At 72.4% G+C, this 15,330-nt stretch carries 15 protein-coding genes; 7 read left to right on the top strand and 8 right to left on the bottom strand.

The window, feature by feature from the left end; genetic code table 11:
- Positions 1–76 precede the first annotated feature (76 nt).
- Both AB0G01_RS32815 and AB0G01_RS32810 read left to right on the top strand, forming a co-directional pair.
- Positions 77–1,330, top strand: coding sequence for a CBS domain-containing protein (locus tag AB0G01_RS32815; protein ID WP_360953908.1), 1,254 nt, complete (start codon positions 77–79; stop codon positions 1,328–1,330).
- On the top strand, positions 1,323–1,829 hold the full coding sequence (locus AB0G01_RS32810) for a DUF1003 domain-containing protein (RefSeq protein WP_360953905.1): 507 nt from the start codon (positions 1,323–1,325) through the stop codon (positions 1,827–1,829). The genes AB0G01_RS32815 and AB0G01_RS32810 overlap by 8 nt, the downstream gene beginning before the upstream one ends.
- A 94-nt stretch (positions 1,830–1,923) precedes the next feature.
- Here AB0G01_RS32810 and AB0G01_RS32805 read toward each other — a convergent pair whose 3' ends face one another.
- Positions 1,924–2,409 (bottom strand): MarR family transcriptional regulator, encoded by a 486-nt coding sequence (locus AB0G01_RS32805; protein WP_360954040.1) that lies wholly within the window; start codon positions 2,407–2,409, stop codon positions 1,924–1,926.
- A 96-nt stretch (positions 2,410–2,505) separates the two neighbouring features.
- Between AB0G01_RS32805 and AB0G01_RS32800 the strand changes: the two genes are divergently transcribed.
- Positions 2,506–3,657 carry a P-loop NTPase gene (locus tag AB0G01_RS32800; protein ID WP_360954037.1) on the top strand — a complete coding sequence of 384 codons (1,152 nt, stop codon included), beginning with the start codon at positions 2,506–2,508 and terminating at the stop codon, positions 3,655–3,657.
- Positions 3,658–4,059: 402 nt separating this feature from the next.
- On the opposite strand, the gene tatB is transcribed toward AB0G01_RS32800, so the two are convergent.
- The 4 genes from tatB to sigE form a co-directional block, all read right to left on the bottom strand.
- The gene (gene tatB, locus AB0G01_RS32795; RefSeq protein ID WP_360953902.1) at positions 4,060–4,473 is read right to left on the bottom strand and encodes a Sec-independent protein translocase protein TatB; all 414 of its coding nucleotides are present in this window, start codon (positions 4,471–4,473) and stop codon (positions 4,060–4,062) included.
- A 45-nt stretch (positions 4,474–4,518) separates the two neighbouring features.
- The gene (locus AB0G01_RS32790) at positions 4,519–6,054 is read right to left on the bottom strand and encodes a trypsin-like peptidase domain-containing protein (protein WP_360953899.1); all 1,536 of its coding nucleotides are present in this window, start codon (positions 6,052–6,054) and stop codon (positions 4,519–4,521) included.
- 297 nt (positions 6,055–6,351) lie between these two features.
- The gene (locus AB0G01_RS32785) at positions 6,352–7,002 is read right to left on the bottom strand and encodes a zf-HC2 domain-containing protein (RefSeq protein ID WP_360953896.1); all 651 of its coding nucleotides are present in this window, start codon (positions 7,000–7,002) and stop codon (positions 6,352–6,354) included.
- A complete protein-coding gene (gene sigE, locus AB0G01_RS32780; protein WP_015098323.1) occupies positions 6,999–7,571 on the bottom strand; it encodes an RNA polymerase sigma factor SigE in 573 nt (190 codons plus the stop codon). The genes AB0G01_RS32785 and sigE overlap by 4 nt, the downstream gene beginning before the upstream one ends.
- Positions 7,572–7,807: 236 nt before the next feature.
- On the opposite strand from sigE, the gene AB0G01_RS32775 reads away from it, so the two are divergent.
- Positions 7,808–8,434 (top strand): O-methyltransferase, encoded by a 627-nt coding sequence (locus tag AB0G01_RS32775; RefSeq protein WP_360953893.1) that lies wholly within the window; start codon positions 7,808–7,810, stop codon positions 8,432–8,434.
- A 186-nt stretch (positions 8,435–8,620) separates the two neighbouring features.
- Here AB0G01_RS32775 and glgC read toward each other — a convergent pair whose 3' ends face one another.
- The gene (gene glgC, locus AB0G01_RS32770; RefSeq protein ID WP_360953890.1) at positions 8,621–9,835 is read right to left on the bottom strand and encodes a glucose-1-phosphate adenylyltransferase; all 1,215 of its coding nucleotides are present in this window, start codon (positions 9,833–9,835) and stop codon (positions 8,621–8,623) included.
- Between the two features lie 104 nt (positions 9,836–9,939).
- On the opposite strand from glgC, the gene glgA reads away from it, so the two are divergent.
- Together glgA and AB0G01_RS32760 are read left to right on the top strand one after the other, a co-directional pair.
- Positions 9,940–11,100 (top strand): glycogen synthase, encoded by a 1,161-nt coding sequence (glgA, locus tag AB0G01_RS32765; protein ID WP_360953887.1) that lies wholly within the window; start codon positions 9,940–9,942, stop codon positions 11,098–11,100.
- A 106-nt stretch (positions 11,101–11,206) separates the two neighbouring features.
- Positions 11,207–12,568: a hypothetical protein gene (locus tag AB0G01_RS32760; protein ID WP_360953884.1), complete on the top strand. Its 1,362-nt coding sequence runs from the start codon at positions 11,207–11,209 to the stop codon at positions 12,566–12,568.
- 25 nt (positions 12,569–12,593) lie between these two features.
- Here AB0G01_RS32760 and AB0G01_RS32755 read toward each other — a convergent pair whose 3' ends face one another.
- Entirely contained in the window at positions 12,594–14,015 is a 1,422-nt protein-coding gene (locus tag AB0G01_RS32755; protein WP_360953881.1) for a leucyl aminopeptidase, read from the bottom strand.
- Between the two features lie 90 nt (positions 14,016–14,105).
- On the bottom strand, positions 14,106–14,273 hold the full coding sequence (locus AB0G01_RS32750) for a DUF3117 domain-containing protein (protein WP_012783412.1): 168 nt from the start codon (positions 14,271–14,273) through the stop codon (positions 14,106–14,108).
- 262 nt (positions 14,274–14,535) lie between these two features.
- Here AB0G01_RS32750 and AB0G01_RS32745 point away from each other — a divergent pair, with 262 nt between their 5' ends.
- Positions 14,536–15,330, top strand: coding sequence for a PaaX family transcriptional regulator C-terminal domain-containing protein (locus AB0G01_RS32745; RefSeq protein WP_360953878.1), 795 nt, complete (start codon positions 14,536–14,538; stop codon positions 15,328–15,330).

Here is a 15,330-nt window from a genome sequence, read left to right as displayed (position 1 = left end):
GCCGGGTGTGCCGGGAAACGAGGGTCGTTCGGTTCGGCGTGAGGCGGGCGGACCTGACCTTGGTTAGCCTGGCCCAGTGGTCGCCGTGAACCGGGTTTTCGCCGCTCAGCTCGCCGGATTGCCCGTGTTCGGGCCCGACGGGGAATCCATCGGCAAGGTGCGTGACCTGGTGATCGGGTTGCGCGTGGACCGACAACCGCCGCGCGTGCTCGGTCTGGTGCTGGAACTGGCCACCCGGCGGCGGATCTTCGTGCCGATGCTGCGGGTCACCTCGATCGAGCCGAACGCCGTGACGCTCGCCACCGGGTCGGTCAACCTGCGGCACTTCCACCAGCGCACCAACGAGGTGCTGGTGGTGGGCGAAATGCTGGACGCCCGCGTGCGCACCGACGCCGGAGCCGATGCGGTGCTGGTGGACGCGGCCATGGAGCCGACCAGGACCCGGGACTGGCGGATGACGCGGGTCGCCGTGCGCGAGCGCACCGGGCGGCTCGCGCGACGCGGCCCCGTGCAGGTGCTGCGGTGGGAGGAGCTGACCGGGCTGTCGGTGACCGAGATCGCCGGGCAGCCGCAGGGCGCGCAGCACCTCGTCGCGATCTTCGAGACGATGCGCGCGGCGGACGTGGCCCTGGCGCTGCACAGCCTGCCGGTGAAGCGGCGGTACGAGGTGGCCGAGGCACTGGACGACGAACGCCTGGCCGACGTGATCGAGGAGCTGCCCGACGACGACCAGAAGGACCTGCTGGCGCACCTGGACGAGGAGCGCGCCGCGGACGTGCTGGAGGCGATGAACCCGGACGACGCGGCGGACCTGCTGGCCGAGCTGCCCGAGCGGGACAAGGACCGGCTGCTGGAGCTGATGGGGCCGGAGGAGTCGGCCCCGGTGAAACGCCTGCTGGAGTACAACTTCGACACCGCGGGTGGGCTGATGACGCCGGAGCCGGTGGTGCTGGCCCCGGACTCCACGGTGGCCGAGGCGCTGGCGCACGTGCGCAACCCGGACCTGACGCCCGCGCTGGCCAGCATGGTGTTCGTGTGCCGCGCGCCGACCGCCACGCCCACCGGGCGGTACCTGGGGTGCGTGCACATCCAGCGGTTGCTCCGGGAACCTCCGTCCGACCTGGTGGCGGGGGTGTTGGACACCGACCTGGCGACGTTGTCCGCGGATGCCTCGCTGAGCGACGTGACCAGGTACTTCGCCGCGTACAACCTGGTGTGCGGACCGGTCGTCGACGAGTCCGACCACCTGCTCGGCGCGGTGACCGTGGACGACGTGCTGGACCACCTGCTGCCCGACAACTGGCGGGAAACGGGGCTGTCCCATGCCTGAACTGCCGCGCCGCCGGTTGGATCAGCCGCGCACCCCGGGCCGGTTCCGGTTCGAGCTCGACCGGGAGGCGTTCGGGCGGTTCTCCGAACGCCTGGCCCGGTTCCTCGGCACCGGCAAGTTCCTGTTCTGGCAGACGCTGCTCGTGATCGTGTGGATCACGCTGAACCTGGTCGCGGTCTCGCTCCAGTGGGACCCGTACCCGTTCATCCTGCTCAACCTGGCGTTCTCCACGCAGGCCGCGTACGCCGCGCCGTTGATCCTGCTGGCCCAGAACCGGCAGGACGACCGGGACCGGGTGTCGTTGGAGGAGGACCGCTCGCGGGCCGCCCAGACCAAGGCCGACACCGAGTACCTGGCGCGTGAGCTGGCCGCGCTGCGGATCGCGGTCGGGGAGGTCGCTACGCGGGACTTCCTGCGCAGTGAACTCGACCGGGTGTTCCGGGAGCAGCGCCGCAAGGCGGCCAAGGACGATCCGCGGTGGGACGACGTGCCGTCCTGAGGTCTTCTGGCTCGATTGTTTGTCGGGTGCGGGTGTGCGAGCGGTTGGTGGTTGGGTGGGTTGGGGGCGGTCTGCCGGCGCGACTGGCCGGAGGTCAGCGGTCTTCGGAGGCCAGCCGCTCGCAGGACCGGCCGAACGCCTCCAGTTCGGCCAGGCTGAACACCTCGGCGAAGTGCCGCGTCACACCGGTCAGGTGGGTGCCCGACGCGATGCGCAGCCGGTCGAGGCCGAGGGGGGTCAGCACCGCGACCACGCCGCGGCCGTCGCCGTCGGCGCGTTCCCGGAGCACGAGACCGGCGCGCTCCAACCGGTCGACCAGTCGGGTCACGCCGGAGCGCGACAGCAGGACGGCATCCGCCAGTTCGGTCATCCGCAGTCGGTACTGCGGAGCCTCGGCGAGCTGCACGAGGACGTCGTAGGCCGCGAGCGACAGGCGCTGCTCGGCGATCAGTTCGGCTTCCATGATCCGAGTGAGCCGCGCATGGGCCCGGAGGAAGGATCGCCACACACCGAGCTCGGTTCGGGTGGGCAACCGGGCACTTCCGGTTTCCGGCACAGGCGGCAATGTTACGGAAAGCACGCGACCGGCTTCGCGCTGGCCCCGGATTCCAGGTGACCTACCGGTAGCTTGGAGGTACGCCGCGCCGCCGTAGCATGGCGTTCTCCTCTGTAGGCGATCGAAGGCGATCCAGTGACGCAGACCCTTACCACCGTTGACGACGTGCACAAGGTGCTGGCGACCGTCCAGGACCCCGAAATCCGGCGGCCCATCACGGACCTCGGCATGGTGAAGTCGGTGACGGTGACCGACGGGGTCGTCGACGTCGAGGTCTACCTGACCGTCGCCGGCTGCCCGATGCGCGACAAGATCACCGCGGATGTGACGGCAGCCGTGTCGACGTTGGACGGCGTGACGGCGGTCCGGGTGGTGCTGGACGTGATGAGCGACGCCCAGCGGACCGAGCTCCGGAAGTCGCTGCGCGGCGGGGTGGAGGAGCCGGTCATCCCGTTCGCCCAGCCGGGTTCGCTGACGCGGGTCTACTGCGTCGCGTCCGGCAAGGGCGGCGTCGGCAAGTCGAGCGTGACGGTGAACCTGGCCGTGGCGATGGCGGCGCGCGGCCTGTCGGTCGGCGTCGTGGACGCGGACATCTACGGGCACTCGATCCCCCGGATGCTGGGTACGGACGCGCGTCCGACGCAGGTCGAAAAGATGATCATGCCGCCGCAGTCGCACGGCGTGAAGCTGATCTCGATCGGGATGTTCACGCCGGGCAACACGCCCGTGGTGTGGCGCGGACCGATGCTGCACCGGGCGTTGCAGCAGTTCCTGGCGGACGTGTTCTGGGGCGACCTCGACGTGCTGCTGATGGACCTGCCGCCGGGCACCGGCGACGTCGCGATCTCGGTGGCGCAGTTGGTGCCGAACGCGGAGATCCTGGTGGTGACCACGCCGCAGCAGGCCGCCGCCGAGGTGGCCGAGCGGGCCGGGTCGATCGCGTTGCAGACGCGTCAGCGGGTGGCCGGGGTCATCGAGAACATGTCCTGGCTGGAACTGCCGGACGGGTCGCGGATGGACGTGTTCGGCAGTGGCGGTGGCGCGGCCGTGGCCGCGTCGCTGACCCAGGCCGTGGGTGCCGACGTGCCACTGCTCGGCCAGGTGCCGCTGGACCCCCGGGTCCGGGAGCAGGGCGACTCGGGGACGCCGATCGTGCTGGCGTCGCCGACTTCGATCGCGGCTCAGGTGCTCACCGCGGTGGCGGACAGGTTGTCGGTTCGCTCGCGCGGTCTGGCCGGGCGGCTGCTGAACGTGTCCCCGGCTGGGCGTTGAGCTGCCGAGTGGGTTTTTGAGGGGCTGCGCGCTCGTTTAGCGGTGAAAGGCGGGCGCGCTCATACCGCGTGTTGTTTACCGGCGTGGCGTGGCGTGGCGTGGAATGGCGTAAGCCGTAAGCGGTGAGCGTGGGCGGTGAGCGTGAGACTAGGGAAAGCGTCCTCGCCGGACGGGCGAGCCGCCAAGGATGACGGAAAAGCGGTGGTTCGTCGTGTCATCCCCGTGTGGCCCGGTCTGAGACAACCACCCTTGAGCTGGGAGTGCAAGCGAAAAGCGTGCTTGCACTCCCAGCTCAAGCGCGGTTCGCTGCGCGCGGGCCACACGGGGATGACACGACTCTTCGGGCGCTTTGTGTTGAGCACAAAAAGGGCGCGCACCTCGCGGTGCGCGCCCTTTTTGTGCTCAGGTGGCGTCTGGGTCGTATGGGGGGCGTTCGCCTTGTTGCAGTGGGCGTTCGCGTTCCCGCTCCCGTGCGCCTGTCGGTCCCTGGGGGGTCGTCGTATGAAGACCCGGGAAGTTGTTCGGCTTCGTGGTGTTGCCGTTCGTCGGTACGTCGTCCCACAGGTGTTTGGTGATGGCGCGTTTCGGGTCGAAGTTGCGTAGTTCCCGGAGGTCTTCCAGGGGCTTGCGCAACTGCTCGAACTCCGGGCCCATCTCCTGCTTCAGTTGATCACGTGCGCCCGTCGCGTAGTCGCGGGCCTGACGCACGGTCTTGCCCACCCACGCGGCGGCTGAGGGTAGGCGTTCAGGGCCCAGGATGAAGAGGCCCGCGACCACGATGATGAGGACCTCTACCCAGCCGATGCTGTCGAACACTCGTCTGCCCCCTCCGCCGACTGCCGCCCTTGGCCAGACTAGCCGTCAGTCCGACCGGAGCGTCACCTCCACGGTGAGCTCCCGCCCCTGCCTGGCCAGCACGACCGGCACCGTTTCCCCGATTTCGTGGTTCCGCACGGCCACGGTCAGCTCTGCGGCGTTGCGGATCATGCGGTCACCGACCTTGGTGATGACGTCCTCCTCCTGGATGCCGGCGGTTGCCGCCGCTCCGCCTTCCTGGACGTTCTGGACCTTCGCGCCCTCCGCCGTCTCCGCCGAGACGGAGCGGGCGTTGAGGTTCATGTCCGCGTGCTTCACCTGGCCGTCGCGGATGAGGGCCTGGGAGACCTTGCGGGCGTAGTTGCCGGAGATCGCGAAACCGAGGCCCACCGAGCCGCCGGTCTCCGAGCGGATGGACGAGTTGATGCCGACCAGCGTGCCGGACGAGTCGACCAGCGCGCCGCCCGAGTTGCCCGGGTTGATGGCGGCGTCGGTCTGGATCGCGTCGTAGGTGACCTGGGGGCCGCCGTTCTCGCCCGACGCCGTGACCGGGCGGTGCAGGGCGCTGACGATGCCCTCGGTGACGGTGTTCGACAGCGACAGCGGCGAGCCGATGGCCAGCACCGCGTCCCCCACGGCCAGGTCGTCGGAGTTGCCGAACTGGAGGACGGTGGGGTTGTCGACCTGCACCTTGATCACGGCCAGGTCGGTCTTCGGGTCGCGGCCCACGACCTGGGCGATGGCCCGCTTGCCGTCGGTGAAGACGACGGCGAGCTTCGCGGACGTGTCCTGCACGGCCGGGGCGACCACGTGGTCGTTGGTGAGGACGTAGCCGCCACCCTCGATGACGACGCCCGAACCGACGCCGGCCACGTTCGCGCCCTTGAACTCGATGGACACGACGCTGGGGGCGACCCGCTTGGCGATGTCGGCCACCGAGCCCACGGGGCGTTCCTTGCCGGGGAGCACCTCGGCGAGCGTGACACCGCCGTCGGTCAGCGGGTTGCCGACCTTGCCGGCCAGCCAGCCGACCACCCCGCCGGCCGCGCCGACCAGCAGGGCCGCGACCATCAGCAGGATCAGCCCGCTGGGCTTGACCCGCCTGCCGAAGAGGAGTTCGGGGACGCTGAGCTGCGGGCCGGGGGTCGTGGCGGTGGTCGTGGCGGCCTTCGCGGGCTCCTCGGTCACGGCCGGGGGGCCGATCACGGCACCGGCGGTCGGGTCGCGCCACGAGTCGCCCGCCGGCTTGCCCTCCCAGAACACCGGCTCGACCTCGGGTTCGCCGTTGAGGTCGAGGGGCGGGCGCTGGAGGAGTTCGGAGGTGCCCTGGGGGCGGCCGAACGCGGTGGTCAGGGCCTCGGGCGGGGGCGGGGCGAGGTGCGTGGCGGTGGGGGGCGTGCCGTTGCCGTTGCCGTTGTGGCGGTCCCCGAACGCGCCGCCCACGCCGGGCGGGCGGCCGAACACGGCCGTCTGGCCCGGGTCCACGGCGGGACGGTTCAGGGGGCGCGGAGCCAGCCTGCGGTGGGCCCCGTCGTCCACGCCGGACCTGGGGGTTCCGTTGCCCTGCTGTGGCTCGCTCATCGCTCCCCGCACGTCGGTGTTGCCTGACTGCTCGACCTGGCCACGAAGGCGGCCCGGTCGCACGAATGGCTCCCGGGGCGGTCTGAGTCGCCGGCCGCCCGGTGCTGCCGGGTCAATCGTGCCGGGTGATCGGTGAAGTTGTCGTCAGTGGGGGTGGGGGCACGCGTGCGCGGCTCACGGTGGGCGGGCGCGTGCGCGGCTCACGGTGGGGGTGGGGCGGGCGCGGGCGGCTCTCGACGGGGCCGGAGGGGGTGTTGCGGGGCCGGGCCGGGACCTGGGGGCCGAATTGGGGGTGTGTCAGCGGTGGAGGAGGGCGTTGGCGGCTGGTCTGCCTGCCTTGGCCGCCCTGGGGCCTGCCGCGTCGGTGTTCGCGACGGGGCGGAAGGTGTCGCCCAGGCGTGCGCCGTCGCCGACCAGGGAGGGCGCTACCGCCGGGTACGGAGCCGGGGTGCTGCCTTGAGCCGGGGTGGAGGCCGGGTCTTCGCTGCCCGGGACCACCAGGGCGAGTGCTCCCAGCATGAGGCCCGAGACGACCACGCCCGCTCCCTGGCGGGCTCGGCTGCCGAAGCGGCTGCCGGTGCCGAAGGGGCGGCTCTGGCCCAGGACCGGGCCGGTGCCGAAGGCCGCGCGGTCGGGGCGCTGCACGGTCACCAGTTGGCCGTCCTCGGTGACCGCCAGGCCGTCGGGGGCGCTGGGGAGGTCGACTTCCTGCGGGATCGCGCCGAGCTTGGCCAGCAGGCCCGCCGGGGCGCACGGGGTTTCCGCCGTGCGGACGGCCGACCTCGCCTGTTGCTGCGAGTAGGCCTCCGCCGCGCAGAACGGGCAGCGCGCCAGGTGCGCGGACGCACGGCCGTGCGCCGACCTCGACAGCTCGCCGTCGACGAAGGCGACGACCGCGTCGGGCAGCAGGTGCTGCTCGGACAGTCCCCAACCTCGCAGATCGGTCATGCAGAGTCCTCCCGGACGAGACCCCGACGGCGTTCCAATGAGGCGCGCAGGGCCTGGCGGCCCCGGTGGATCCTGCTCCTCACGGTACCCAGCTTCACGCCGAGGGTCGCGCCGATCTCTTCGTACGACAGACCTTCGACATCACACAACACTACTGCGGCGCGGAAGTCCGGGGGCAACTCGTCGAGCGCGGCCTGGAGGTCGGGGTCCAGGTGGGTGTCGGTGTATACCTGTTCGGGTGACGGGTCGTCGCCGGCGACGCGGTCGGCGTCGTCGGGCAGCCCCTCCATGCGGAACTTGGAGCGGCGGCGGACCATGTCCAGGAACAGGTTCGTGGTGATGCGGTGCAACCAGCCCTCGAACGTGCCGGGCTGGTAGGACGCGAGGGAGCGGAACACCCGGATGAAGGTTTCCTGGGTGAGGTCCTCGGCGTCGTGCTGGTTCCCGGTCAGGCGGTAGGCCAGCCGGTACACCCGGTCGGCGTGGTCGCGGACGACCTGGTCCCACGTCGGCACGATCCACTCCGTGTCGTCGATGGGAGCTGTGGCGGTATACGGCTGGGTTGGCATCGGGCGGTGAAGCACCTCCAGTGGGCTGGCTGCCCTGCTGCACGGATCAACGTTCGCTGCGGTTCACGTGTTCCCCGTGGGTCCTGCGCCGGAACCTGTTCCCCGCGGGTTCCCGGCTGGGACCCAGCGTGACCGGCTCCCTTATAACGATGGTGAGAGTCGGCTGAGAGCTGGCTGAGAATTCCGGTGCGCGGGAGATTCACCCGATCCGCCGCGTCCGGCGTTAACCTCTCGCTGTGGATGCGCCGCTGCGCGAGTACGTGGAGGGCTACCTGCCCGAGGACGCCGTGATCACGGCCGCTCGGGCACGGGGAGCCGACCTGGGCTGCGTGCCGATCGGGGCCGGCGGCGGCGCGGCGCTGCGGTTCCTGGCCGCCGCGTTGCAGGCCAAGGCCGTGGTGGAGGTGGGCACGGGCGCGGGTGTCGGCTCGCTCTACCTGCTCGGCGGGATGCCGGCGGCGGGCGTGCTGACCTCGATCGACGCCGAGCCCGAGCACCAGCGGGCGGCGCGGGTGGCGTTCGCCGAAGCGGGTGTCGCGGTGTCCCGGACCCGGCTGATCATGGGTCAGGCGCTGGACGTGCTGCCCCGGCTCACCGACGACGCCTACGACCTGGTGTTCGTGGACGCGGTGAAGACCGAGTACCCGAAGTACCTGGAAGAAGGCGTGCGGCTGCTGCGCACCGGTGGCGTGATCGCGTTCGACAACGTGCTCTGGGAGGGGCGGGTGGCCGACGCCTCCCACCGCGACCCCGCGACCTCGGCGATGCGGGAGGTGGCGCGGTCGGTGCGGGACGACGACCGGCTCGCGCCGGTCATCCTGCCCCTGGGTGACGGGCTGCTGGTCGCCGCGAAGGTGGAGTGAGGCGGCGCGGACCGCGCGGGTGGGAGCGGGCCGGTCCACTCGTTCGGCGGTCAGCCAGGTGAGTGGAGTCGGCCGGCCGAGCGGGCGGGCGGCGGCCGATCAGGTGCGGGGAAGTGCGGCGAGCTGCGGACGGGGACCCCGGTCGAGGGGTCCCCGTCTCGTTCGCGCGGTCGTCGGGGTGCGGCCTCAGGCCGCCGTGACGCCCTTGCCCAGCACGGTCACACCACCGGCCGAGATGCTGTAGCGCTGCCGGTCGGTGGCGTGGTCGACGCCGATCAGCGCGCCGTCCGGGACCACCACGTTCTTGTCCAGGATCGCGCGGCGCACCACGGCCCCCCGGCCGATGCGGACGCCGGGCAGCAGGACCGAGCCCTGGACCACCGAGCCGCTCTCCACCACGACGTCGGAGGAGACGACCGAGCCGTGGATGGTGCCGGAGATGATCGACCCCGGGCCGACCATCGAGTCCTCGGCGCTGCCGCCCGCGATGAACTTCGCCGGCGGTAGCGGCGGGGTCGCGGTGCGGATCGGCCAGGCCTGGTTGTAGAGGTTGAACACCGGGTTCACCGAGACCAGGTCCATGTGCGCCTCGTAGTAGGCGTCGATGGTCCCCACGTCGCGCCAGTAGCCGCGATCGCGGTCGGTCTCCCCCGGCACCGCGTTGTCGGCGAAGTCGTAGACGTGCGCCCGCCCCTGGTCGACCAGCATGGGGATGATGTCGCCGCCCATGTCGTGGTCCGAGTCGGGGTTGGCGGCGTCCGCGCGCAGCGCCTCGATCAGGGCCTCCGTGGTGAACACGTAGTTGCCCATCGAGGCGAAGGTGACCTCCGGGTCGTCCGGCACGTGCGGCGGGTCCGCCGGTTTCTCCAGGAAGCCGGTGATCAGGCCGGACGCGTCGGAGTCGATGCAGCCGAACGCCCTGGCCTCGGGACGCGGCACCCGGATGCCGGCCACGGTCACGCCCGCGCCGGTCTCGATGTGCCGGTCGACCATCATGCCCGGGTCCATCCGGTAGACGTGGTCCGCGCCGAAGATGACCACGTGGTCCGGTCTCTCGTCGTTGACGAGGTTGAGGCTCTGGAAGATCGCGTCGGCGCTGCCGGTGTACCAGCGCGGGCCGAGGCGCTGCTGGGCGGGTACCGGGGTGACGTACTGCCCGAGGACGTTGGACAACCGCCAAGTGGTCGAGATGTGGCGGTCGAGGGAGTGCGATTTGTACTGGGTCAGCACGCAGAGCCGGACGAAACCGGCGTTGACGAGGTTGGACAGCACGAAGTCGACGAGCCGGTAGTTACCGCCGAAGGGCACCGCGGGCTTCGCCCGGTCCGCGGTCAACGGCCACAACCGTTTGCCTTCGCCACCGGCGAGGACAATTCCTAGTACGTGCGGTTGCCCTTTCACGTCAACGACCCTAACCGTGCGGGCACCGGCCCACCAACGCCGGCGGAACGCCGACCCGTCTTGTTCACCCGGGCGGCCGGCCACCCGGGGTTACGGTGGGCGGTGTGCGAATTGGACTGCTGACACGGGAGTACCCGCCGGAGGTCTACGGCGGTGCCGGGGTGCACGTCGGCTCCCTGGTGCCGAAACTGCGCGAACTGGTGGGCGTGGACGTGCACGCGTTCGGCGGACCGCGCCCGGATGCCGTTGCCTACCAACCGGTTCCGGCGCTGGCGGCGGCGAACCCGGCGTTGGGCGTGCTGTCCGCCGACCTGGAGATCGCGGCGGCGCTGGGCGGGGTCGACCTCGCGCACTCGCACACCTGGTACGCCAACCTGGCGGGGCACCTGGCGAAGTTGCTGCACGGCGTGCCGCACGTGGTGACGGCGCACTCGCTGGAACCGCGCCGGCCGTGGAAGGCCGAGCAGCTCGGCGGCGGCTACCGGATCTCGTCCTGGGCGGAGCGGTCGGCGTACGAGGCGGCGGACGCGGTCATCGCGGTGAGCGAGGGGATGCGCGCCGACGTGCTGGCCTGCTACCCGGCGCTGGACCCGGCGCGGGTGCACGTGGTGCGCAACGGGATCGACACCGGGCAGTACCGGCCGGTGACCGAGGTGGACGCGCTGGAGCGGCACGGGATCGACCCGGGCCGGCCGATCGTGGCGTTCGTCGGCCGGATCACCCGCCAGAAGGGCGTCGGGCACCTGGTCGCGGCGGCGCACCGGATCTCGCACGACGCGCAGGTCGTGCTGTGCGCGGGCGCGCCGGACACGCCGGAGATCGCCGAGGAGACGCGGCTGGCGGTGGCGGAGCTCGCGGCGGCCCGGCCGGGGGTGGTGTGGATCCGGGAGATGCTGCCGACGGCGGACGTGCGGCAGGTCCTGAGCCACTCGGCGGTGTTCGTGTGCCCGTCGGTGTACGAGCCGCTGGGGATCGTGAACCTGGAGGCGATGGCGTGCGGGACCGCCGTCGTCGCCTCGGACGTGGGCGGCATCCCGGAGGTCGTGGAGCACGGCCGGACCGGGTTGCTGGTGCACTACGACGAGGCGGACGTGGCGGCGTTCCGGACCGGCCTGGCGGACGCGGTGAACGAGGTGCTGGCCGATCCGGCGCGGGCGCGGGCGTTCGGGGAGGCGGGGCGCGAGCGCGCGGTGCGCGAGTTCTCCTGGGTGCACGTGGCGGCTCGGACGGTCGACGTCTACCGGGCCGCGCTCGAACAGCGCTGAGTGATCACCCAACGCAGTAATGGTGATAACTGTCACACCCATTCGTGACAACCGGACACGACGGTGACCGCCTTTAACCAGTAGGGGATCAACTACTGGGGGTCACATGCGTGCGGTGCTCGCCGTGGTCGTGCTGCTCGTGGCCGGGTGCGGCGCGGCCGTGCCGGATCGGACCGGCGAGCCGGGGCTCACCATCGGCGGGCGCGCGGTGCTCGACCCGCAGGGTTTGCAGGTGGAGGCCGAGGCGCAGCTCAGCTACACGCTGAGCTTCGGCTACGTCGCGCGCGCCGGCCGGGAGGCGGTGAGCTGCTGGTTCGCCCGCGCCGGGGACAGGACCGAGGTGGACACCCGGCTGTGGTGCGGCCCGGTGCAGGTGCCGGGCACCGGGGCGACCGCGGACTGGGTCCCGGTGCCGCTCAAGGAGGTGGAGCGGGGTGCCGCGGGCGTGCGGCTGGAGGTCCAGCCGCCGCAGGTGCCCGGACCGGGCCACCGCAGCACGCCGCTGGGCAGGCTGGTGCGCACCGACGGCCGCGAGGCCGAGGCCGACCAGGGCGTCGGCGCGGCCGGGCCGGACTTCCTCACCGTGCTGCCGGACGACGGCCGCCCGATCGCCGAGGCCGACGGGCTGATCCGCGACGACCAGCTCACGGTCGGGATGACCGGCTACGCGAGCCCGGACTCGTGGCGCACCGACCAGGGCGAGCTGCGCGCCGAGCACGGCGTGCGGCTGCGCGTGCTGCGGCTGGCGGTGGAGCGGCTGACCGAGACCGACACCGCGTTCGGGCAGACCCAGTGGCAGGGCTGGGCACCCCAGCCGCCGGAGCTGTCGCTGCAACTGCCCGGCCGGCGGCACCGGCTGACCGTGGACCGGCTGCCGGAGACGGGCTCGGTGTTCGTCGTCTACACCGTCCCGGACGCCGGCGGGCCGGAGTCGCTGGTGCTGGACACCGTGGGCGCGCTGTCGCTGGAGCAGCGCGTGGCGATCCCCGGCGGCGAGCCGCTCACCGACGTGCCCGCCGTGCTGCGCCGGGCCTCGGGACCGGCGTCGCCCGCTCCGGTCGCCCTGCCGGTGGAGGTGGGTGACCGGCGGGGGTCGCTGGAGGTCCAGCGGGTGCGGCTGGGGCGGCAGCGGCCGGTGAGCTTCGAGGACCGCTACCGGCTCGTCACGACCTCCGCGCCGGACCGGGCGTTGCTGGAGCTGAGGTTGCAGGGGCAGGGGCTGCCCCGGTCGGCGGGCGCGACCATCACCAAGGACCTGGTCGTGGTGACGCTCCCGGACGGCAGCCGCGCGCCGCTGGTGGGCGCGCGGCTGGGTGGCGACACGTTCCCGGTCGCGGTGGTGGTGGAGGTGCCGGCCGACGTGCGGTCGGTGACGGTCGGGGTGACCTCGGGGCCGGTACGGCTGCCGGTGACGGGCGAGACGGTGATCGAAGCGCCCGCGCCGGTCACCGTGCCGCTGGACTTCTGAGGTCGGGCCGGTGCCGGGCCGCCGGTCAGTCCCGGTAGTGCTCGGCGAACTCGACCAGCGTGCGCGCGGCGAACCCGGACGCGCCGGCCACCACCTCGGCGTAGTTCTTGTCCGCGCGGGCCGGGCCGGCGATGTCCAGGTGCGCCCACGGCAGGCCGCCGGTGAACTCGCGCAGGAACAGCGCGGCGGTGATCCCGCCGGGACCGGGCGGGATCTGCCGCAGGTCGGCGACGTCGCTCTTCACCGCGTCGGCGAGGTCGTCCAGCAGCGGCATCCGCCACCACGCCTCACCGGTCCGCTCGCCCGCCCGGGTGATGCGGTCGGCGGTCTCGTCGTCACTGGCGAACAGGCCGCCGATCCGGGTGCCGAGGGTGACCTTCATCGCACCGGTGAGGGTGGCGACGTCGACCAGCGCGTCCGGTTCGAGCTCCCGCACCGCGTAGGCCAGCGCGTCGGCCAGGACCAGGCGGCCCTCGGCGTCGGTGTTCGTGACCTCGGTGGTGGTGCCGCCGTAGTGCCGCACCACGTCACCCGGCCGGTAGGCGGTGCCCGACACGTGGTTCTCCGCGCACGGCACCAGGCCGGTGACCCTGATCGGCAGGCCGCGCCGCGCGATGGCGATCACCGCGCCGATCACCGCCGCACCGCCCGCCATGTCGGTGCGCATGAGGTGCATGCCCTCGGCCGGCTTCACCGAGATCCCGCCGGTGTCGAAAGTGATGCCCTTGCCGACCAGCACCAGGTGCGGTGCGTCCGCCGGGCCGTGCCAGGTCAGGTGGACCAGGCGGGGCGGGCGGGAGGAACCGCCGCCGACCGCGAGCACGCCGCCGAAACCCTCGCGGGCCAGCCACCCCTCGTCCCGGACCACGACCTCCAGGCCGGGCAGGCCGGACGCCGCCTTGACCGCCGCCGACGCCAGCCAGGCGGGGTCCTTCACGTTGGACGGCGCGTTGGTCAGGTCCCGGGCCAGCGAGGTGGCGCGCGCCAGGTCGACGGCGTGACGAACGTCATCCGCCGACACGTCCGGGCCCACCAGGCGCAGCGACTTCACCCGCCGGGGCGGTTCCTCGCCGGTGACCTTGAACCGGTACCCGCCCAGGACCAGGCCCAGCACGAACGCCCGCACGTCGGCGTCCCCGGTCAGCCGCACGTCGAAGGTGAGGCCGCCGTCCCGCTCGGCGTCCGCGTTCAGCGCGCGGGCCAGGGACGCGCCCGCCGTGCGCCAGTCGGACGGGGTCGCCTCGCCGACGCCGAGCACCCAGCCGCCGTCGTGCCGGTGCGTCGCGCCCGCCGCGCCGGAGATCCCGGCGGACGCCTCGACGTCCTCGCCACCCGGTCCGAGCAGCGGCGGTTCACCGGGTGTGGCCAGCACCACCCGGCCCACGCCGCGCCGGAGGGAGCCGGCGGCCTCGACGGCGACGAGCGGAGCGGGCACGGGCAGGCGCACGGGGGACTCCTCGGGGACTCGGGGTTTCAGGACGAAGCGCAGCCCCGGTTCCACAGTGGAAACCGGGGCCTGGACGTTTCTCGCTCCGGCTCAGCCGGCGGCTGCCTTGAGGGCGTCGCCCAGGGCGTTGGCCTCGTCCGCCGACATCTCGACGACTAGACGTCCCCCACCCTCAAGCGGAACGCGCATCACGATGCCACGCCCCTCCTTGGTGACCTCAAGGGGACCGTCGCCGGTCCGGGGCTTCATGGCCGCCATCGCGTGCTCCCTCCGTCAACATCTTCCCCGTCCGACCAGGGCCGGATACTCGCCCCATTCTCCCCTATGCGGACTCACCGGCGAAACCGAACCGATCTTTCCAACCGATCCGTGACTTCCCGACGATCTTCGTCCCCGCGCAGTTCAGCGCCAGGATCGCCGTGCGCCAACGATTTCCGGCCGCGCATTCGCCGTCATCCGGTCGTGACCAATTCCGCGGCCTGTGGCGTGTCGCGGGGTCGCCCTGACAGACTCCGATCTCGTGCGAGCACGTTCCGCGCTCTTCGACGTCTACGGCGGCCACCTCCGCGAGCGGGGTGGTGCCGCGACCATCGCCGCCCTCGTCCGGCTGCTCGAACCACTCGACTTCGCCGCGCCCGCGGTGCGGACGGCGGTGTCCCGGACGGTGCGGCAGGGCTGGTTGGAGCCGGTCCGGCTGGCATCCGGCCCCGGCTACGCGATGACGCCCCGCGCGGAACGCCGGCTGGACGAGGCCGCCGCCCGGATCTACCGGACCCGGCCCTCCACCTGGGACGGTCGCTGGCACGTGGTCGTGCTGGAGGAGCTGCCCGCGCGGGAGTCCCGCGACCGGTTGGCCTCCTCGCTGCAACTGCTCGGCTACGGCGCGCTCGGGCCGGTGACCTGGGTCGCACCGCGCCCGTCGCCGGAGCTGTCCGACGTGCTGGCGGGCGAGCACGTGGCGGCGAGCACGTTCCACGGCGAGCACGAGGGCACCGCCGCCGGACTGGCCGCGCGGGCCTGGGACCTGGACACCCTCGGTGCGGACTACGCCCGGTTCGTCGCCGACTGGGAGCCCGTGGTGTCCGCTGTGGACGGAGCCGACCCGGCGGGCGCGTTCGCCGCGTCCCAGCGGTTCCTGCACGCGTGGCGGAAATTCCTGTTCCGCGACCCCGGGCTGCCCCGCGAGCTGCTGCCGGCCGACTGGCCGGGACGCGCTGCGGCGGAGTTCTTCGACCGGCACACCGCGCGGCTCGCGCCCGCCGTGCGCCGGTTCGTGGACGACAGCCTGGGACCCGACCACACCGGAGGTCATTGA

Source organism: Actinosynnema sp. NPDC023587 (genome assembly GCF_040640215.1).
Taxonomy (GTDB): domain Bacteria; phylum Actinomycetota; class Actinomycetes; order Mycobacteriales; family Pseudonocardiaceae; genus Actinosynnema.
Note: the sequence above shows the minus strand (reverse complement) of the source record. Positions and strands in the feature narration are given on the sequence as shown.

Bases quoted from the DNA above. Each gene is read 5' to 3' on its own strand.
- AB0G01_RS32810 (WP_360953905.1), top strand. From the start codon at position 1,323: ATGCCTGAACTGCCGCGCCGCCGGTTGGATCAGCCGCGCACCCCGGGC.
- AB0G01_RS32790 (WP_360953899.1), bottom strand. From the start codon at position 6,054: ATGAGCGAGCCACAGCAGGGCAACGGAACCCCCAGGTCCGGCGTGGAC.
- AB0G01_RS32785 (WP_360953896.1), bottom strand. From the start codon at position 7,002: ATGACCGATCTGCGAGGTTGGGGACTGTCCGAGCAGCACCTGCTGCCC.
- sigE (WP_015098323.1), bottom strand. From the start codon at position 7,571: ATGCCAACCCAGCCGTATACCGCCACAGCTCCCATCGACGACACGGAG.
- AB0G01_RS32760 (WP_360953884.1), top strand. From the start codon at position 11,207: ATGCGTGCGGTGCTCGCCGTGGTCGTGCTGCTCGTGGCCGGGTGCGGC.
- AB0G01_RS32750 (WP_012783412.1), bottom strand. From the start codon at position 14,273: ATGGCGGCCATGAAGCCCCGGACCGGCGACGGTCCCCTTGAGGTCACC.